General features: G+C 56.9%; 15 protein-coding genes and 1 tRNA gene. 2 read left to right on the top strand and 14 right to left on the bottom strand.

Features of this window, described 5'->3' with window-relative positions; translation table 11 throughout:
- Positions 1–307 precede the first annotated feature (307 nt).
- Together Q0J85_RS14035 and Q0J85_RS14030 are read right to left on the bottom strand one after the other, a co-directional pair.
- Positions 308–1,042 (bottom strand): tRNA threonylcarbamoyladenosine dehydratase, encoded by a 735-nt coding sequence (locus Q0J85_RS14035; protein ID WP_294482775.1) that lies wholly within the window; start codon positions 1,040–1,042, stop codon positions 308–310.
- Positions 1,039–2,526, bottom strand: a complete 1,488-nt coding sequence (locus tag Q0J85_RS14030) for an excinuclease ABC subunit UvrC (protein ID WP_294482773.1) — start codon at positions 2,524–2,526, stop codon at positions 1,039–1,041. The genes Q0J85_RS14035 and Q0J85_RS14030 overlap by 4 nt, the downstream gene beginning before the upstream one ends.
- Before the next feature lie 89 nt (positions 2,527–2,615).
- Between Q0J85_RS14030 and Q0J85_RS14025 the strand changes: the two genes are divergently transcribed.
- Positions 2,616–2,786, top strand: a complete 171-nt coding sequence (locus tag Q0J85_RS14025) for a hypothetical protein (protein ID WP_294482772.1) — start codon at positions 2,616–2,618, stop codon at positions 2,784–2,786.
- Between the two features lie 125 nt (positions 2,787–2,911).
- Here Q0J85_RS14025 and Q0J85_RS14020 read toward each other — a convergent pair whose 3' ends face one another.
- The 11 genes from Q0J85_RS14020 to Q0J85_RS13970 form a co-directional block, all read right to left on the bottom strand.
- Positions 2,912–3,499 (bottom strand): hypothetical protein, encoded by a 588-nt coding sequence (locus Q0J85_RS14020; protein ID WP_294482770.1) that lies wholly within the window; start codon positions 3,497–3,499, stop codon positions 2,912–2,914.
- A gap of 1 nt (position 3,500) precedes the next feature.
- The gene (locus tag Q0J85_RS14015; protein ID WP_294482769.1) at positions 3,501–3,860 is read right to left on the bottom strand and encodes a hypothetical protein; all 360 of its coding nucleotides are present in this window, start codon (positions 3,858–3,860) and stop codon (positions 3,501–3,503) included.
- Positions 3,857–4,444 carry a sigma-70 family RNA polymerase sigma factor gene (locus tag Q0J85_RS14010; RefSeq protein WP_294482767.1) on the bottom strand — a complete coding sequence of 196 codons (588 nt, stop codon included), beginning with the start codon at positions 4,442–4,444 and terminating at the stop codon, positions 3,857–3,859. The genes Q0J85_RS14015 and Q0J85_RS14010 overlap by 4 nt, the downstream gene beginning before the upstream one ends.
- A gap of 78 nt (positions 4,445–4,522) precedes the next feature.
- Positions 4,523–4,918, bottom strand: coding sequence for an NUDIX domain-containing protein (locus Q0J85_RS14005; RefSeq protein WP_294482765.1), 396 nt, complete (start codon positions 4,916–4,918; stop codon positions 4,523–4,525).
- Positions 4,919–4,936: 18 nt separating this feature from the next.
- Positions 4,937–5,854 (bottom strand): dihydroorotate dehydrogenase, encoded by a 918-nt coding sequence (locus Q0J85_RS14000; protein ID WP_294482764.1) that lies wholly within the window; start codon positions 5,852–5,854, stop codon positions 4,937–4,939.
- Between the two features lie 8 nt (positions 5,855–5,862).
- On the bottom strand, positions 5,863–6,639 hold the full coding sequence (locus Q0J85_RS13995) for a dihydroorotate dehydrogenase electron transfer subunit (RefSeq protein WP_294482762.1): 777 nt from the start codon (positions 6,637–6,639) through the stop codon (positions 5,863–5,865).
- The gene (locus Q0J85_RS13990; protein WP_294482761.1) at positions 6,626–7,255 is read right to left on the bottom strand and encodes an MBL fold metallo-hydrolase; all 630 of its coding nucleotides are present in this window, start codon (positions 7,253–7,255) and stop codon (positions 6,626–6,628) included. The genes Q0J85_RS13995 and Q0J85_RS13990 overlap by 14 nt, the downstream gene beginning before the upstream one ends.
- Positions 7,252–11,031 carry a DUF3857 domain-containing protein gene (locus Q0J85_RS13985; RefSeq protein WP_294482759.1) on the bottom strand — a complete coding sequence of 1,260 codons (3,780 nt, stop codon included), beginning with the start codon at positions 11,029–11,031 and terminating at the stop codon, positions 7,252–7,254. Before Q0J85_RS13985 ends, Q0J85_RS13990 begins: the two co-directional genes overlap by 4 nt.
- Positions 11,032–11,515: 484 nt before the next feature.
- Positions 11,516–16,912, bottom strand: a complete 5,397-nt coding sequence (locus Q0J85_RS13980) for a LamG-like jellyroll fold domain-containing protein (protein ID WP_294482757.1) — start codon at positions 16,910–16,912, stop codon at positions 11,516–11,518.
- Between the two features lie 16 nt (positions 16,913–16,928).
- The gene (locus tag Q0J85_RS13975; protein WP_294482755.1) at positions 16,929–17,786 is read right to left on the bottom strand and encodes a type II secretion system protein; all 858 of its coding nucleotides are present in this window, start codon (positions 17,784–17,786) and stop codon (positions 16,929–16,931) included.
- Complete coding sequence (locus tag Q0J85_RS13970; protein ID WP_294482754.1) at positions 17,783–18,943, bottom strand: GntR family transcriptional regulator; 1,161 nt, start codon at positions 18,941–18,943, stop codon at positions 17,783–17,785. The genes Q0J85_RS13975 and Q0J85_RS13970 overlap by 4 nt, the downstream gene beginning before the upstream one ends.
- Before the next feature lie 331 nt (positions 18,944–19,274).
- On the opposite strand from Q0J85_RS13970, the gene Q0J85_RS13965 reads away from it, so the two are divergent.
- Positions 19,275–19,351 (top strand) — tRNA-Arg (locus Q0J85_RS13965).
- Positions 19,352–19,460: 109 nt separating this feature from the next.
- Here Q0J85_RS13965 and Q0J85_RS13960 read toward each other — a convergent pair.
- Positions 19,461–19,655: hypothetical protein (locus Q0J85_RS13960; protein ID WP_294482752.1), on the bottom strand; the 195-nt coding region annotated here is incomplete at its 5' end.

Raw genomic sequence — 19,655 nt, 5'->3', positions numbered from 1 at the left:
TTGAATTCCACTCCGGCGGGACAGATTGATTTGCTGATCCCCAAGGGAGAAGCAAAGTAGTCAATGAGCTCGGGCTCGTTATTATGAAGAGGGAATGCCGTCGGGCGGTCATCGTCGTCTGACGGCATTCATTTTGTGGCCATTTCCCCTTTCGAAAAAATCTCCCCTCGATCCACCATCACCATGGAGCTGGCTGGGCGCTTACCTCGTTCCATTTGTGCCTCCCGGTTTCAAGTTACGGAGGCAAGGTAATCTCACTTCGGGAGGATTTCTAGATGGGGCTCACTGGGCATATACTGGGGATCAGTCAATTTTTCCGGAGCAGATCGCGGATCGCGACGCTGGCGCAGGTGCAACCGAAAATTGCCGGCAAATAGGAGATGGTTCCGACTGTCGAACGGAATTTCCCCTGTCCATCTGTTGCGGTTTCGATCGCGGAACGCGGAACGGCTTCCGGTGAGAATACGACTTTGATCCCCCGGGTTACCCCGTGTTCCCGCAGCCGGGTTCGCACAGCGCGGGCCAGAGCACAGCCGTACGTTTTCGAGATGTCCGCCACAGTGATGAGGGAAGGATCCATTTTACCGCCCGCCCCCATCGAACTTACGAGGGGAATCTTTCTTCGGCGGGCTTCGAGCAGAAAGTCGACTTTGGGGGTCAGGGAGTCGATGGCGTCGATGACATAATCGAATCCTCCCTCCAGCAGTTCCGGGATTTTCTCGTCCGCAATGAACTCATTCCGGGTGATGACATTCAGTTCGGGATTGATCTCTCTGAGTCGCTGTGCCATGACTTCCGCTTTCGCCATCCCGATGGTGGAGGTCAGAGCCGGGAGCTGGCGGTTGCAGTTGGATGGATCGACCCTGTCGCCATCGACGAGCAGCAGAGTGCCGACTCCGGCGCGTCCGAGCTGTTCCGCGGCATAGGCTCCAACCCCGCCGATTCCGAGTACAAGGATGCGGGCATTCCGCAGTCGTTCCAGACCGTCGCCGAGGAGGAGACGGGTCCGTTTCTGTCGTTCGCAGTTTGGATTTTCGGTCATGATTTCTGCCTGTCTGAGGTTGCGTTTTTATGCAGAGCGTCGTAGATTTTTCCGGCCAGTTCGTCGCCGATGCCGGGAACTCTGGACGCGATCTCCTGTTCCGTCGCTTTTTTGAGGGAACGCAAAGATCCGAATGTGCGCAGAAGCTCCCGTTTCCGACTGCTGCCGATGCCGGGGATCTCATCGAGTTTTGAGAGTTCGATTCGTTTGTTGCGCAGTTCGCGGTGGTAGGTGATCGCGAACCGGTGTGCCTCGTCGCGCAGCGCCTGGAGCATGCGCAGAGCTGGATCGTGCCGATCAAGCACGACCGGTTCACTGCGGCCGGGGAGGTAGATCTCCTCATTGCGTTTGGCCAGCCCGATCACCGGCAGCGGCGGGCAGCCGATCTCCACAAGGGCGTCGATGGCGGAGGAGAGCTGTCCTTTCCCCCCATCAACCATGACGAGATCCGGGAGAGGACGTTTCTCCTCCAGCAGTCGGCCGAAATGACGGGTGAGCACCTCGTGCATCATGGCGAAATCGTCGCTTTGATGAACGGTGCGGATGCGGAATCTCCGATAATTCTCCTTGTCCGGCTTGCCGTCTTTGAATGCCACCAGGCTTGCGACAGCCAGTTTCCCGAGGATGTTCGAGATGTCGAACCCGATAATGCGGACAGGTGGTTTCTCCAGACCGAGCGCATCCGCGAGGGCGCGGACCGCTTCGTGACCCGGAGAGCTTCCGGGCAGTTCGGGTCGGGCAAAGATCCGGTTTTTTTTGCCGAATACGGTTTCGAGGTTCGTCATGATGTCGCGCAGGTGGGCGGCTTTTTCAAATTTTTCCTCGAGGGCGGCTTCGCCCATCCGTTGTTTCAGGACGGCGGTCAACTCCCCGATGTTTCCCTCGAGAACCGAGACAGCCCGCTCGACTCGCTGCCGGTACTCCTCTGCCGAAACCGCGCCGATGCAGGGGGCGCAGCAGTCTTTCACAATCCGCTTCAGACAGCGTTTGCGTGTCTCTTCATCCGGGTTCGAGTCGCGGCAGGCACGCAGCCCGAAGTGTGCGAGCAAAAATTCCAATGTCATTCTGAGAGCGCCGCCATTTGGAAACGGCCCGAAATACTGTGCCCCGTCATTTTTCCGCAGCCGGGCGAGTTTGAGGGTCGGGAAAGGCTCGCTCCAGTCGATCTTCAGCAGCAGATAGCGTTTGTCGTCCCGCATGAGGATGTTGTAGTAGGGGGCGTAATCTTTGATCAGACGGGATTCGAGGATCAGAGCTTCGCTCTCGGTTCGGACCACTTCGTAGCTCCAGTCCTCGATCGAGTTGATCAGCGACCGCAGTTTTGCATCGGCACGCATGAGCCGGGAGGGCTGAAAATAGGAGCTCATTCTGCGGCGCAGATTCGAGGCCTTGCCCACATAGATGACTTTCCCGGACCAGTCCCGATAGACATAGACCCCCGGCTTCCCGGGAATCTCGGATGGATGAAATTCGCTTTTCCGCATATCTTACCGTTGAGATGAATTTTCTTTTTCAGTATACACCTTTTTTTCAGAAAATCAAAAGCGGAACGGCCGATAGCCGGATTCGGGTGATGGAGGAGGCGGGATTTCACTGGACCTACTGGAATTTTCGCGAAACCACCAATCCGGATTCCATGGCGCTCCACGCTCAGAAGAGAGATGGCGGCGATTATCCGATCAATGAACCGTTGCTCAAAGTTCTCAAAGAGGGGTGGAGGAAAAACGCCCAATCCGGCCGCTGATTCCCCCGGATAAAAGATCCGAACCTGTTTTTCTCTCGATGAAAAACAGGTTCGCTGTTTCCGGCCTGTCGCAGACCGGGAAGCAGGTTCCGGCCTGCTCCGTTTCTCCTCTTCTCTCTTTTTCCTTATGGTTTCCGTTTCGGCGGACGTTTGCCGGGTTCCGGCAGTTCGCCTTTCAGAATGGACTCCACCCGGGCTTCGACGACCCGATCGGCATTGGCTTCGCGTTTGGCAAGTTCCCCCTCGAGAAACTTCGCCCGGCGTTTCATCTCTTCAAGCTGGCGCTTGTTGTCCTCGAGCCGTTCCATGTAGTGTTCGCGGACGTGCTCCGTGATTTTTTTCCTGAGTTCTGCCCGCTCCGCTTCGTCTTTCGAGGCCCGATAGCTCTCGACCGCCTTGCGCAGTTCGGCGAATCGCGCCCTTTCCTCATTGCGGAGAGCCTCGCCAAGTTCCCGCATCTTCTGCCGGAACTGTTCAGGATCGCTGCTCTGGAGTTTGAGCATCTCCAGACGCTGCTGTTCCGTCAGCCGGGAGAACGCGCGCCAGACGAACGGCCCGAATCCCCGTTCTTTCCTGCCCTGCTTGTCCGGCGGAGGGGGCGGCGGCGGAACAAGTTCGTCCTGCGGCGGAGGTGGTGGTGTAACATCCGCCGCTCCCGCGCCGACTCCGAGCAGCAGAGCGAACAATCCCGCTGCAAAAATTCTGATTCTCATATCAATACTCCTCCTGCATCCGCACACTCGAGAGTTCCGCCAGCGCCTGGCGACCCGAATAAAGTTCAAAACTTAAATTATAGGACTCCTGTTCGAGCGTCGACCAGTCGGCCAGAGCGAGCAGCTCGCTGTCCACCGATTTGGTCGGTCGGGCCAGTTCGCCGTGGTACGCTTCCGGAAACAGAAACACCGTTCCCGCGATCAGCAGCGCCGCCGCCGAAGCTGCAGCGGTGAACACGCAATGGGTGAGCGAACGGCGGAAACGCACCGCCTTTGCCTTGTGTGCCGCCGCCGCCATGATTCTGCGGTCCAGCGCTTCGGGTACATCATGCACCCTCAGATTTTCAAACCGATTCTTCATGTGACGATCCCTCCCCGGTCGATTTCCAGAATCAACCGCCTTAAACTTTTCATTGCATACTGCATTCGTCCGAGCACGGTGTTGATCGAACACCCCTGAATCTCCGCAATCTCCTTGAATGCGAGATCCTGCTGGCGCAGAAGAAACACCTCCCGCTGTTCGACCGGCAGCCGTTCGACGGCCTGCGCAATCACATCTCCGACTTCGCCGAGTTCCAGCTCCTGGTCCGGCTCCATCGACATCGGACCGGCAACCTGCGGCGCCTCTTCCGCGTCGAGCTCCATCGCGGCGGCGGCGTTCCGGTTTTTCCGGATCCGGTCGATGAAGATATTCCGCCCGATCCGGAACAGCCATGCGCTGAAACGCCCCTCGTCCCGATAGCGCGGCAGTTTCTCCAACACCCGCAGCCAGGTCTCTTCAAACACCTCGTCAACTTCCGCCGGGTTGTCCACGATCAGATTGTTCAGAAACCCGTACAGTTGACGTTTATACCGGCCGTAGAGTTGCTCGAACGCCCGTTCGTCCCCCCGGACGAAAGCGGCGATCAACGCGCCGTCATCGGCTTCGACTTCACTCTTTTCCATATGATTCAGCCCTTGTTCATCTCTTATAACGCAGCAGAACCGTGAAAAATTGTCCCCGGCTCGAAAAATTTTCCGGATTCATCGCGTCCCGGCCAGGAATTCCCAGACCGGACGGTCCGGAGAGAGCAGCTCCGGCGGCATTTCTCCCGCCAGGTCAAACCAGCCGAAACTTTGTCCTTCGAGGGGAGTGACCGTTTCCCCCTCCGGCAGAAGCGCGCGGATGAAACGCAGATGAATCACCGCGTTCTCCGTCTCGTGGGAGATCCGGAAAAGTTCATCGAGAGCGAGGACATCGACCCCGAGTTCCTCCCGCAATTCGCGTTCCGCCGCCGCTTTCAGGCTCTCGCCGGGTTCGATCTTGCCGCCGGGAAACTCAAGGCCGGCAGGCGGTTTCTCCGCCGGGCGGGTCGACAGCAGAACTTTTCCGCCCCGGCGGATCACTGCGGCTGCCACATGCAGAACTTTTTTCTCCATTGTGTTCCGCCTCCCCGGTCAGCGCAGCGCACCGATGATTTCCGACACGCTCGCAATTCCGTGGCGGTCGAGGTAGGTGTTGATTCCGTCAATGACTTTCAATGCCGCATACGGATCGACGAAGTTCGCCGTCCCGACCGCGACTGCGGAGGCTCCCGCAAGGAAGAATTCGATCGCGTCATCCCCGTTCATGATCCCCCCCATGCCGATGACCGGCACCTTGACGGCATGCGCAACGTCGTAGACCATGCGCACGGCGATCGGTTTCAACGCCGGACCCGAGAAACCGCCGGTGCGGTTCGCGATGCGCGGTCGGCGCGTCTCAATGTCGATCGACATGCCCGGAATCGTGTTGATGAGTGAGACCATATCGCTGCCCGCGTCCACGACCGCCCGCGCGAAGTCGGCGATGCAGGTCACGTTCGGGCTGAGTTTTGTGATGAGCGGCAGTTTCGTTCTGGAGCGGACGAGTGAAACCACCTCGTGCGCGAGTTTGAGATCCGTGCCGAACGCGACTCCGCCGGCCTTTACGTTCGGGCAGGAGATGTTGATCTCAAGCGCGGCGATGCCGTCGCTCTCGGCGTCGAGTCGGGCCGCGACTTCGCCGTACTCCTGGATGGTTTTTCCCCACATGTTCACGATTGTGGTCGCGTGGACGCTGCGCAGAAACGGCAGATAATGTTCGCCGTGCAGAAACGTTTCGACGCCCGGTCCCTGAAGCCCGATCGCATTCAACATTCCGCCGGTCACTTCCGCGACGCGCGGCGTCGGGTTTCCGGGCGACGGCTCCATGCGAATGCCCTTGACGACCACCGCTCCGAGTCGCGAAATATCGTAGTATTGATGATACTCATAGCCGTACCCGAACGTGCCGGATGCGGTCATGACGGGGTTTTTCAGCGTGAGTCTGCCGAGATTGCAGGTGAGATCCGCCATGATGTTCTTTACTCCACATAAACTGAATCAAGGTTGAATACCGGGCCGTCGGCGCACGCGCGCGCATAGGTCCATCCTGTCGGCGTATCGGCCTTGACTTTCACCACGCAGGCGAAGCAGGCGCCGATGCCGCAGCACATGAGGTGGTCGATCGACAGCTCCCCGGGCTGATGGTGTGCGCGCAGCAGCTTTGCCAGCGCCATGAGCATCGGATGCGGGCCGCAGCCGTAGAAGAAGAACTTTCCGTCCGGTTTCTCCGCGAGAAGCTGTTCGACCAGACCGGTCACGAAACCGTGATACCCCATCGAGCCGTCGTTGGTCGCGACACGGACCTCATATCCGGCTTTTTCATACTTTTCGGTCAGCAGCACGTCGCTTTCGCTGCGGGCTCCGAGCAGGAAGAGTCCGCGCTGCGGGACCTGCTTTGTGAGCAGGTAAGTCGCTGCCGCACCGTATCCCCCCGCCACAAGTACGGGCGTCATGCCCGGCGCCGGGTCGGAGAACCCGACTCCGAGCGGTCCCAGAAGATCGCAGACTGCGCCGGGGGCGAGTTCCGAGAGCTCTTTCGTGCCGTGTCCGACCACTTTGTAGACGAGACTCAGAGTTTCGCCGGCACAGTCGTGGATGCTGAACGGACGGCGCAGAATGCGGTCGCCGTGATCGTTGATCCGGACGTGCACGAACTGCCCCGCCCGCGCCTTTGCGCAGATTTCCGGCGCATGGAAGCGGACGAGAAAATAGTCGCCCTTGAGACGGTTGTTTTCAAGAATTTCACCATTGATCATAACCGGAGTCCTGTAAATATGGATTGTTTTTGCGTTCGCGCCCGACTGTGGTTGAGGGACCGTGGCCGGGATAAAGAATGGTATTGTCCGGGAGCGTCAGCAGCCGGGTGCGGATCGAGTCGAGCAGTGCCCGGGTGTCGCCTCCCGGCAGATCGGTGCGGCCGACGCTGCCGGTGAAGATCGTGTCGCCCGCGAAGAGCGTCGCCGGATCGCCCGGAAAGAGAAAGCCGCTTCCCCCGGGCGTGTGTCCGGGCAGCGGAAGAATCCGGAAATCAGCCGTATCGACGTGATCGGTCGTTTTCGGCAGGTTTTCCGCTGCCGGGAGGTAGGGCTCAAGCGCATTCCCGGGGCTCTCGTAAAGAGCCACATCGGGAGTGCGCAGATAGACGTACTCCGGTTTCAGGAGTCGCACGAGCTCTCCGAGGCCGGAGATGTGGTCGACGTGTGCGTGGGTCAGCAGTACGGCGCAGCGGTCGTGGTCGATCCGGGCGGCCGCCTGCGCGATTTCCGGCGCATCGCCGCCGGGGTCGATGATGTAGAGCATCCGGCTGCCGTCCGGTTGAACCAGATAACAGTTGGTTTCGAGAATTCCGGCTGGAATGGTCACGATTTTCATGGATTGGTCCGTTGTTGTTGTTTCAGGATGATCCGCGAAGCGGAGAGTTTAGAAAGTTCTTTCTGAAGTTCGACGAGTTTCCCGTAGTCGGATGGGGAGACCTCTTCGACTGGAAGCGTGAGTTCGTACTCCAGCGAAAGTACGCCGGGCCCAACCTCCATGTGGCGGAAGTACGAGGCACTGCCGGGTTTCCCGAGTTCAATCCGCTCCGGGCCGGTGGCGACCGGGACGAAGTTCGGCGGCAGTTCGATCCGGTATTCGAGGACGACTTTCGCGGGACGGTTGCGCCAGAGCGGCGTTCTTCGGCTCGATTCGGCGGTTTTGACCAGTTGCGAGAGATAGAGAAATTCCGGCAGCTCAAATTGCAGATACCCACCAGAGACCGCCGCGAAATCAGGCACCTCCAGCGTGAAAAAGAGTTTGCCCGGATAACTGTCGAACGCCGTCACGGGGTCGCCTTTGAACACGGCTCTCTGTGAAATCCCGGCCGCGAGAGATTCAAAGGTCTGGCTGCGTTCGGCCGGAGTCATCTCCGCGAATTTCTGCCGCGCGGCCTGGTAGTCGAGTCCGTAGTAGCTGCGGGTCGCTTCGATGCGGGCGGAGCCGTCCGGCTGCAGACGGATCCGGTAGGAGAACGCAAGTGCGCTCTCTCCCTTGCGGCGCGGCCGGATCGTCATCAGCCGCCCGGTATCGAGTACGAGCCCGATCGCCTCTTCCGATGCGGTGGAGCCCAGCGAAGCGTATTCGCCGGTGTCGTTCAGGTGGCTGTCGAACGCGGGCAGATAGACCAGCACTTTCGAGAAGAGATTCTGGGGCGAACGCATGAGCGGGCGCGTGGAGGCAACGGTATATCCGAGTTCCGTCGCGGCGACGAAGCGGTAGTCGATATTCGCCGCTTTCAGCATTGCCCCGAGCAGAATCGCACGATCGGCGGAGTCGCCGTACCCGGATTTGAGCGTCACGTCGGCCGGGGAAAACGCGGACCACGGCAGCTCGTTCAGCGGCGGTCCGGCCGGGCGGATGTTGCGTGCAACCCAGGTGCGGATCGCATTGACCCGGGCATCGGCGGGCATCGATTCGGGGGCGATTTTGCGTGCGAGCGCGGCGGCTTCCGGCGCATCCAGGGTTTTCGCGTTCAGCGCGGCTGCGAGTTTCTTCCCGAAATCGGCGTAGTCGCCGCTCGAAACCACAACCGTCGGCGCATACATCCAGAGCGGCGGGCGTCCGGGTTCGGTCGGCAGCTGCGGGATGTTTTCCGCGTCCCACTCATAATTGGCGCGTTCATGTTCGCGCGACTCCGAGTAACGCACGCCCTCCGGCGCCGGGGAGTGTCGAAGCTGCAGCTCTTTCGGCGCCTCTACCGTGAAACGCTTCGCCACGATCGGAGAATCCGCTGCAAAAGCCACCGCCAGATGGAAGAACGGCCGGTTTCGGCAGCTGCTGCGGACGGTCGTTTCGATTGTCGACCCGGGTACCACTCCGGGCAGACTTGCGACGATCAGTTTCCCGGCCGGGTAACGCGGGGCGGCGGCGACCCACGAGGCGTCCATGGTGTTGATCTCCTGCGGGGAGAGCGTCTTGACCGTGCCGTCCGGGGCGGTCACTTTCGCCTCGATCTTCACCGATTCCCAGACCGGATTGAATGCGATTTTAAGTTCGGAATGATCCTTGACGCCCGCATAGTTCAGGATTCTGCGCGTCATGCGGTCGGTGCGGGTCCAGGTGGAGGCATTCTCGAGTTTCACCTCGATGGAGGAGGAGAGGATAACCGAATTGGCGGCGGGGAATGCCGTCGTCGCCGCATTCCGGACCGCTGTGGCAAAATCGGGCCGGGCGATCGGCAGTTCCCGCTCGGCCGCATTGACCTGCGCGAGCGCCCGCTTGAGTTCGGCGTACCCCTCCGGCCGGAGCTCGACCGTGTCGATCGAGAAGTAGTTTTCGCCGGTCAGCACCGTGCCGTTATCGCGGAACGAGCGATTGAAATTCATGATTCCGGGCACGCTGATCGTGGTGTTCCGGGGCAGGGATACGATCCGGCAGGTCGGGGGCAGCGTCAGCTTGTACCGTTCCGAGACGCCGCAGGTTGAAAAAAGCTGCATCGGGAATTTCCGTTCCTTGAGCCCGACCGAGCCGAGCACAAAATTAGCGGCTCCGAATTCGGTGCCGAAACAGGGGAGCTCCAGCAGGTAGGCGGAACCTTTTTCCGGCAGAAAGTTCTCCGCCCGGAACGTCAGCTCCGCAACGAGTGGCCGGCTCATGTCGCGGATGTTCTCCGGAAAGATCTTCAGCGATTCGAGCTCCGCGCCTGCGACCGCCCGCTTCAGGCAGGCGGCGAAGAACTGACGGCGGTAGTCGAGCGGCCAGCGCGAGAAAGCGTCACGGTAGATCTGATCGTTCACGCCGAGAAAATCGATGACGCTGCGTCCCTCGAGCGTGCCATCCGGCGTCACGGTCGCCTCGGTCTTGATTTTGAGCAGATTCTTCGCCGTCGGAACGAGTTCGGAACGGCGCAGGATATCCCCGTCAGGTTTCGCGACCAGGTAACTCATGTTCGCCATCGTCGAGGGGAGGAGTTCGGTGGTGGTCTCGTAGGTCGGATCCATGAGGATATAGTGTCCCGGCCGGTCTTCCACGGCGGTGATCGCGTGGTTGAAGTAGTTGTTGGGGACCTCGTCGTCTTTCGGATATCCGGCCATGAACAGCACGGGGAACGCCTTGATTCCGGCGACTTCCAGCATGGCTGCCAGCAGTGCGGCCTTGTCGCGGCAGACACCGTAGCGCTGATTGTAAGTCAGGGAAACGTCATGGGGTTCATAGCCCGGCGCCTCGGTCTCGGCGGTGATGCCCATGTAGCGGATCTGCTGGGAGACGAATTGAAAGAGCGCCATGATTTTTGCGTCGGGGGTCTTTGCGTCTTTCGTGAGTTCCGCGACTTTCGCCCGGATCTCCGGAGTGACGGCGTCGAGGCGGGGGCGGCAGATATTGTAATACCACTGTGAGATCTCCGGCCAGTCTTTCGCGGTGCTGACCAGCAGCCGCTGGACGCACATGTAGACCGGCGGCATGTCGGGTTCCGGGATGATCTGCGGGACATTCGACGCGACCCAGGTGTAAAGGATGCGTCCGTCTTTCTTTTCTTCACCGGCTTTGATGCTGCCTTTGACCTCGTCCTTGATCCGGATTGCGCGCAGCGGATGCGACTCGGGGGCGTTGATTTTCACTTCGTAATGGAGGATCGGGGTGTCGGACTGCAACACATAGATGTTGCTCCAGACGCCGGGAATGCGCGGTTTGAGGATCGTCTCCTTTGAAACGATGTGGACGATATCGCCGATCTCAAGTTCGGGGATCGCCACGGCGAGGATCTTGTTGGCCGGGTCATAGATGTTTGCGCCCATCTGGGAGGGTTCGACGGCGACTTTCCCATTTGTTTCCACATCGATCTTCACGACTTTCCCGTCCGGCTTGATGACTTCGAGGAGGGGGACTTCGAGTTTCTCATAGGTGGAATTGAACTGGAACGAGAGTTCGCGCAGATTGCGCCGTCCGGTTTCCGTCAGGATTTTCTGATAGAAGTCGTCGGTTTCGACGCCGGTCCCGTCGGCCTGGTAGACGGCGCTCTGCCAGTCATAGAGCAGTACGGTCTCGGCGTTCGGAAATCTCTCTGTTGTGGCGAGGGCGGACTGCGCTTTCAACTGTTCCGGCGTGACCGCCGCAGACAGGGACAAAGCGGCAGCCAGCAGCGCCGCAAACAACATTCCGAACACTCGTTTCATACCATCTCCTCCAGACGCCGGGAACTCAAATACAATCTTGCACCGTATAAGATAAACCTTTTTCCAGGAAAATGAAATGAAAAACGCAAGATTTATTTGAAATTTACAGTTCCGGCACTATATTTATCAGGACATGGTCATGAAAAACCCTTTATTATTCAGGAGTTGAAATGGGACAGCAGCTTAACAAGATTCAGAAACGTCGCCGCCGCAAGGCCTACCTCGAGCGCTGCAAAGCGAAAATTCGCGTTGCGATCAGCGCAGCGAAGAAGAAATAATTTTCTTCTTTCAGCAAAACGGAAACCCGGAGGTATTCAAGCTTCCGGGTTTTTTATCCCGTCCGGTGCACGGGAATGGCTGCTGTCATCAGTTGCTCCGATCGGGAAAGAACATGTTCGGAACTCCGCGGGAGTCATGGCCGGATGGTGCTCCGGCGCAACAGCGGAATCTATACCTGCAGAAATTTTCTCCTGGAAGAGTGCTTCTACCAGATGGTCATGCTTTCGGTGTCATAGCCGGGCATATCAGTCTCAGGTCCGGCACCATCGGCGATCTGCAATTTCGCATGGCCGCAGATTCCGCCGTTTCCCCTCAGGTCCTCCACCCGTATCAACAGTTCCAGTTCCGCGGCGGAGGTCAGTTCGGCCGGGATGGAATAACTGCGTTTCTCCTCCCAGTAACCTGGTGTCTCCCGGGTGGTGGAACCGATCTGAACTCCGTTGATCCAGACGGTGTCCAGATCGTCGACTCGTTCGATCATAAGTCGCAGTTTTCGTCCCCGGAAATCCTGTGGCAGCGTAACATGTCGCCGATACCAGACGACTCCATCATAGCCGGCAAATTCAGCGGCTTGTTTTTCCCAGAAGCCCGGTACGGTCAGGCGCTCTTTAAACTCCTCCGGAGATGCTCCTGCAAGATTTTTCACGGAGTCGTTGCCGCGGGCATCCCGCCGGGCCTCCCAGACCCCGTCCAGTGAAAATTGTCCGATGGGGAGAGGTTTCTCCAGATAAGGGCTGCAGCTTTCCGGCGATCCGCCGAAAGCGAACTCCAACTGCCGCAGCCGCTCGTAAATGACATGCCATCCCCAGTAATCCGCAGAACGCAGAGAACGACGTCGCAGTCGTTCGAGATATCCGGTCACCTCCTGTAGATCCGGTGTAAAAAAACAGATCTCTCCACGTCCGTTTTTCAGGCGGGATATCATTGCTGGTTCGCTCAGAGGCTCCACCCCTGGTCCGCTCACCCGGAGGTAAGATATCGGGACGGTGAAAAAGAGGTCCCGGCGGGAGAACCGCGTACTCTCCACTCCCGCGGCAACTCCCAGTTTCAACAGAATAGTTTGTTCCTCCCTGCATTGCAGACCGAGCCGGGTCAGGAGTTGCGGCGACACCCTGGTTACGATGGCCCGCCGCCCGGAAGCGACCTCCTGTAGAAATGACTCGATCTGTTCCGGAGTCTTTAGATCATCGCCGCGCAAAGGCTTTTCGGCCGTTGTTTCGGTTCGTTTGCTGAACTGGATCAGCATCTCCCGCAGGAGCCAAACGGCCGCCGGTTCCTGTTTCCCGCGTCCGGAGAGTTCGGCCTGACAGAAGATCAACCGGCCATCCCCCTCCGGCAGCTCCAGCAGAGCGGACCAGGCCAGATCAAGCCCTCCGCTCAGCCAGGAGATTGCCCGGAATCCGGATGGGCGGCGGATTGGCGTTGAGCAGGTCATATCATAGGTGTTCCAACGCCAGAGCCGGCTGAGGCGCAACAACGTCTCCGGAGGGGGAAGAACTCGTCCCGGAACCTGGGGCGACACTCCATGCCAGGCCGCCAGTTCCCTCTCGTTGAGTCCGGTGGGAAAAGCTTTTTCGGAAATCTTGAAGAGAGAACGGAGATCCACATCCCCTGTCTGCAATTTCAATTTTGCCAGGCCGGATGCGGTTTGTTCGAGAAAAAGGATGCTCAACCCATTTCTTACTCGCGTAGAGAGTTTGTTTTTCCGGGAGAACCGGAAAAACTCCTGCTGATCCAACGCCCCCTTGCCGACCACCAGAAGACGGGTGTTTTCCGGCAGGTGTTCCCGACAGGGGGTGATGGATACTCCGCTGCGTCTCAATTCCGATTGAGAGAGCCCCGCCGGATCGAAAACCACAATCGCTTCCGTTTTCAGAGAGTCCGGTTCTGGGAATACGCTCAAAGTCGCCTCGACCGTCTTCGTTTCGCCGCCGAGATCACACTCCGCTCGAAGCAGCAGGGTGTGCCGAGAGGAAACCCGGGGCAGCGTCATCTCGAACGGAACACACGTTTCGCCGCCGGGTTCCAGCGTTCCGGAAAGCTCGCATCGGCCGATCTCGTTCTCTCCCTCTGCCTCCCGCAGGGTGATGCGGGCACGCCACGGGAGCGAATACGGCAAATTGCTGCAGACCGCAAGTTGACGCCGCAGGCGATCTCCACTCCAGTAATTGCCCGCTTGTGAAAAGGGGTAATCAGGTTCGCCGATTAGATACGCCGCCCGGGGAGCAAAACTGTACTGCAGAGCGAAAAACGGCGGCAACGGCGCATTACGACAGCCTGCATCCACATTGCTGACACGGTCGGGCTGCCATCCGATGCGACGGTGATCGGTCACCTGTCGTTCTTTCAGAGGCTCTTTGACCACCCGGCGATCGAAAGAGAATTCATACTCCGCAAAGGGACAGATGCCGGATACGCCCGATATTCGCCATGCGGGGATGGTGTCGGAAATCAGATACGCCTTGAGTTTCATCAGCAGTCGGCTGCGTCGGGCGCGTTCATCGAAATGACCTACCTCCTGACCGTAACGGGAGATTTGCGCCGCATGAAGCAAATCCTGTTCGGAAGAATCATACGCGGCATTGCCGAAATAGCGGGCGCAATCCTCAAAATAGAACCGGATCTTGTCCACATCGAACAACCCCGGTGACATTCCCTCGAAGCTGCGGATATAAGGGAATGCGGTTTCAATCACATGCAATGGTTTGCTTCCGATCCGGCTCCACTCCTGTGCCCATGCCCGTCGTTCCGCCTGCGGCCACCAGCAAAAGTAGGTGTTCGAGTTGATGATCGGACTGAATGCACCGCCAGACTGATAAAACCAGGGCCGATCCGGATCGAGTTTTCGCAGGATCGCCGCCCCTTGTTCCATCACCTGAAACTGCGCTCGTTTCTCCGGTGTCCAGACCGGTTCATTCATGCAGAGCGGATGATAGTTGTTGCTGATGAAATTCACTGAAAGATACCACATTACCAGAGATGGATGATTGGCAAGATCCTGGACTACACCACTCATTTCCCGATACAGCCGCTGACGGGTTTCCGGATTGTCCCAGTCGGCAAATTCCGCTCCGTTGACTCCATCGACGTTGGCAAAGAGCAGAACCCCCTCTTCGTCGGCTATTTCGAGCATCGTCGAGAGCTGGTCATCCATCACGGAGAACGGCAGACGGATGCTGTTGTAGTTCATCGACTTGAGTTTGCGCAAAAATTGGCGGGAATCCTCCCGGTCAAAAGTCCGGGCGCGCCACTCCTCGTTGTTGTACAGATGAATCCGCCGTCCGTTAAGCAGATAATTCCGACCAGATACGGTGAATTCCCGGAATCCGAATCGCTGGGGGAAGAGCCGATCCATCAAGATGTCTCCCTCTTCCAGTACGGTCTCCAGGGAGTAAAGGTAGGGATCATCCGGCGACCAGAGTCTGGCGTCTCTCCACGGAATCTGAAAGGTTATTTCGCGCTCCTCGCCACTTTGCAGGTTCAGGGAGTGTATGAGGGTATCCGATTCCCGGGGGGCTCTCTCTCCCGAGACCGTGAGCCTCACGGACAGGTTCCGGGCTTTCGGAGAACGGTTGCACACCTGTTGACGCACCGTGAGGATGCGGCGGCTGACTGAAGTGGAGATCCGAGTCCTTCCCAACTGTACTTCCGGCAAGATCTCCAGAAAGAGATTTCCCCGAAATCCCCGCCAGTGACCGCTCCAGCCCGCAGTGCGGGAGTCGGAGAGGATGACCTGCAGAAAATTGCTTCCCTCGTGTATCATCTCCTGCGGCAGTTCCACCCGGTGAGAGTGGCGTCCGCACACCTCCGCCAGAAAGCGGCCGTTGAGGAAGATTCGTCCCGTTTCGGCGCTGAAGTCGTCAAAAAAGAGATTAAGCTTCCGGTTGCGCCATTCCGGCTTTACGATCAGTTCCCGTTCCCAGCAACTCTCCCGTATTTTTCTCAGTTCGGTTCCGTCCGGCAGTTTCCCGTCCCGAAGCTGTTTGAGTTGACGATCACGCGGATAGAAGAACGCATCGCTCCACGAATACGCATCGATGCGCCCCGGCACGGGGAAATAGTACCATTCATTCTGATCAGGCGGGGAATTCCGGAATGGGCGAAATCGCCATAAGCCATTCAGTGTAATTATTTTTCGGCATTCATTTTCGCGTTGTTCCGCATCCTCCAACGCCCAGAGTCTCCTCTCCTGTCCGGTGGCGGCGGATGGGGGAATGTTCCAGTAATCGAAATGGTTGTTCACGGCCTGTTCCGCAGTAGTATCTGCAAGTTGCCGGATGACCTTTTCGGGCAGATTCCGGTTGAATATGCGCAACTCGTCAATGATCCCCTCGCTCTGGCTGATTCGGTACATATCCGGTCTGGGCAGATCTCCGACGACCACGTCCGCTGTCGTTGCAGTGAGTGAAAAATGGTCCGGTACCGTCTCTTGTGCGACACGAACTCCATTGAGCCAGAGTGCAGCCTCTCGTTCATTGAACATGGCGCAGAGAGCATAAGGTTTCCCAGCCAGCCACTTTACCGGAGCGGAAAGTGTGAGTTCCCGGTTGCCGCTTTTCAGAGTAAAAAACAGCTTTTCGCCCTGTCGGGCCAGAAGCCAGGAGTTACTCTTCCCCGTTGCTGCGACCAGCCCGCGTAATTGTCGGTCCTCCGGCGGGAGCGATGCTGGAATGAAGTAGAGCGAAACGGCCCCTTGAGTTTCCAGTATTTGTTCCATGTTGCCAAACTCCATTCGGGAGGCCCGGTCGTAGCCGAATCGACGGAATTCGCTACCCCGTCCCTTGACCGCCGGTTTGAAGACGATTCCCTCAGCGGATATGGTGGCATCGATTCCGGGCGCAAATACTGGATCAACCCTTCCGTTCAACGGCAGATGCAGTACCGGGTCCGGAAACTTCGGCACCGAGGGGTTGCGATTCATGGCAGCTCGCACTTCATTTCGATCCAGCGCATAACCGTAGAATTGCAATTCATCGATCGCCCCGTGAAAATTCAATTCGGGCAGGCCGAACTCGCCGACCCGCAGTTCCTGTTGCGCAATCGGCTCGAATCTGACCTGTCGGATCCATTTGAGCGGTTCGCCGTCGATATAAAGAGTCGTATTACCATTGCGGCAGACGATGGCCAGATGAAACCAGCGCTCCATCGGTAGAGCCGAGGCATTGACGATATTGGTCAATTTATGACCGTTATCACCGAGTTGTTCGATATGAAAATTCCCCCAGGGAGTCCAGAGGGCATGAATGTTTCCTTTCTGCCAACTGCTGGAGTTCTGCAGGCGGAAAAGGATCTGCTCCCTGCCTTTTTCAAGTTCCTCTGCCCGCAGATGGCAGAGCAGCGACCAGCCGGAGTCGGGAGATACCGACCGGGGCAGACGGTAGTTCAGGGAAAAATTTCGACCGGGCTCCACCTGCAGAGCCCGCCCGAAGCGACCGGCAGTGAACGATAGTTCCGGAGAGGGAGACTGCAGCTCTCCCCCTCCCGGCCGCGGTTGGAGTGACTCATCAAATCCGACGCTGAGCAACGGGTTCTCTCCTCCAGACAATGTGCGTATTCCGAGCAGCAGCGTCAGCATCAGAAGCCATTTCAGTGAAACCTTCATCGTCGCAATGTCCCCCTTATTTTTCAATCCGGGCAATCCCCCAGAAGCTGGAGAAATTTGCTTTCATCTTCTCGAAAGAGACCGCGCTGACGTGACCGTCGAGAAAAAGAGTGTTGTTGCTGCCATGGTGAAGGAGAGAGGAGCGCAGTTGCGGCAACTCCATCAACATGGAGTAGTAACCGCCTGTTCCGCAAAATGAGACGTAAGAGTTGCTGTAATCGGATTCGTAGAAATTGTCCATCAGATTGACGATGGTCGATGGGGATTGCAGTTTTCCGCTGGTCATTTTGTAAGCAGTGATACCGAATTCGCAAAGTTGTGCGTAGGATAGCCGGGTTCGCTCCTTGCCGTCCATAAGTAGAAATTTGCCGCGTTCGTCTCCCGGACAGTAAAAGATTCTGGCGCCGGGCAATGTTTCGAGCCAGATTTTGGGATCGTTGTATCCTCCGAGCAGATAGACTCCGATCTGATTCGTCCAGCAGTATTCGCCCCGCCAGTTGCCGCTGTCCCATGGGCGGGAGGAGGAGCCTCCCTTGTTTTGAATGGCAATGTAATTGTCGTTGTCATCGCCATAAAGAAAAAAGGCGTTTCCCATTTGTTTCATCTGGTTGAGGCAGGAAATCGAATGGGCTCTGCTGCGGGCCTTGCTCAGTGCTGGCAGCAGCATTGAGGCCAGAATGGCGATGATCGCAATCACGATAAGAAGCTCTATTAATGTGAATGCGGCCTTAACCGTTGCAGAACAGAGGGATGCGGTCGGCGCACTTTCGATTTCAGGACAGGAATGACGAGAGTGTGGTATATTTGACAAGATTTTCATAACAAATAACTTACTCAACAGGAGAAAAGAGCGGAAGAAGTTGTTGGTTTTCATGGGTAGTCCTCCTTGTATTGAACGAGATGAGAAATTTTTCTGACGGAATTCCCTTCGACGAGATGTCCCAGCAACTCGCAATGTGTCACCGGAGAGTGATTGCCATTGAGTCTGCTGAGGAGAAGTTCTGCGGCAATGCGGGATCGCATATAGTATTGATTCTCAAATGAGGTAATCTGCAATCGGTTATTGCCAAATAGATTCTCAGAGATATTTGAATCTGCGGAAATAAGAGAAATCTGCTCCGGGATCTTTATTCCTGCGTAATTCAAAGCCCGGGCAATTCCGTTGGCGATGAAGATGTGCCCGGTGACGATAAGATCCGGCAAGTCATTGTTGTTGATGATATTGTGAATGAATTCAAAAGCTCCCCGCTGAGGATCTCGCATGGACCCGTAGGAGTAGTGATCCGGATAATGCAGGACATGGCTGTCATCGAATGGGATTCCCTTGCGGTTGAGTACCTGACTGAGTCCGAGCAGCGTCTCCTCCTCCTCCTGGCAGAGGATACTGCACTGGGAGATGTAAAGCACCCGGCGGAACTGGTGAGAGGCGATATATTCGCCCAGAACCACACCTTCGCCGAAAGCTGCAGCGGAAATGCAGTCCGCTTCAATTCCAGGTATCGGCACTCCCCAAATGACAGTTTTTGTGCCGGGGGCCGGCAGCAAATCCGGGGTGAACGAGAAGAACTTTTTTGACAGCGGTACGAGAAGCAGACCAGCTGGAGGGTTGTTACGGCAATCCTTGAGGAAAGAGCTGAACCTGTTGATGTTGTCACAAGCACAACAGGTTTCAACTTTCCACTGTGTGTTGATAAAGACTTCATTGATGGCGGAGGTGAACGGGATGGTCTGATTGATGTCGCCGGGATAAATCAGCATAACCCTGCGGTTATCCGCTTTAACTTCCGGTGGTTTGGGTTGCATGACGACCGTTCCGCGTCCCCTGCGGCATTCCAGAAGACCTTCCATTTTCAGTCGATTAACTGCCCGGGTGACGGTAGCGATCGCAACGCCGTAATCGAGACTGAGTTCTCGATGAGTAGGAAGACGCATTCCGGGACGGAGTGAGCCTGTTCGAATACGTTCTCTGATATTCTGGTAGATGAAATTTCGAGGCGACATTGCAATCAATCCTTTTTTGAACTTTTTCAAGTTGATTATACGATAATCTCTCTTTTTTTGCAAGAGGATGAGAAAAGAAGTTCCGAAAAACTGCAATTTAGATAGTACAAGGTCTGCTTATACTAGTTTTTGGGGGGCTGGATCGGGGGCGATTGCAATGATGGTTGCTCAGTCAAACTGCTTTTCAGCCCTGACGGGATGAGAATTCCCCATCTGAAACCCTGTTGACATCTGGAAATTCCGAAAGAGAGAGTTGCGACTTATGGTCAGAAATGCTGAATACTCAAAAAAACGCTATTTTTTCCTGAAAAAGACTTTAAAAATTACAAACCGGGGAGTATATTACCTTAAATCGATATGGGCACCCGTAGCTCAGCTGGATAGAGCGTCTGCCTCCGGAGTAGAAGGTCATGAGTTCGAATCTCGTCGGGTGTACCATTTTTTTTGCCTTTTTCGCCTCAGAATCCCGGTTCTGAGGCATTTTTGCTTTTTGCTGCCGAAAGCTGCAAAATGGTGCAAATCGAATAAAAAGTCCGTCAAAAGTCCGTCAAAAGTCCGGCAGGAATTTCCGGTGCGGAAAGGTGGCTCGTGCAGCATGGCGGTTTTTCGGCCATGGTCGCAGATACAGGAACGCGATATCCGTTGATTTTTTAGGACAATTTTTTGATAATGTCCCAAATTTTGTGATGGGACGTGTTGTTTGACAGAGGTGCATCTGCCCTTTATTTTGAGTTTGCTCAAA

Source organism: uncultured Victivallis sp. (genome assembly GCA_944389935.1).
Taxonomy (GTDB): domain Bacteria; phylum Verrucomicrobiota; class Lentisphaeria; order Victivallales; family Victivallaceae; genus Victivallis.
The sequence above is the reverse complement of the archived record's forward strand: the minus strand, read 5'-3'. Positions and strand labels throughout refer to the sequence as shown.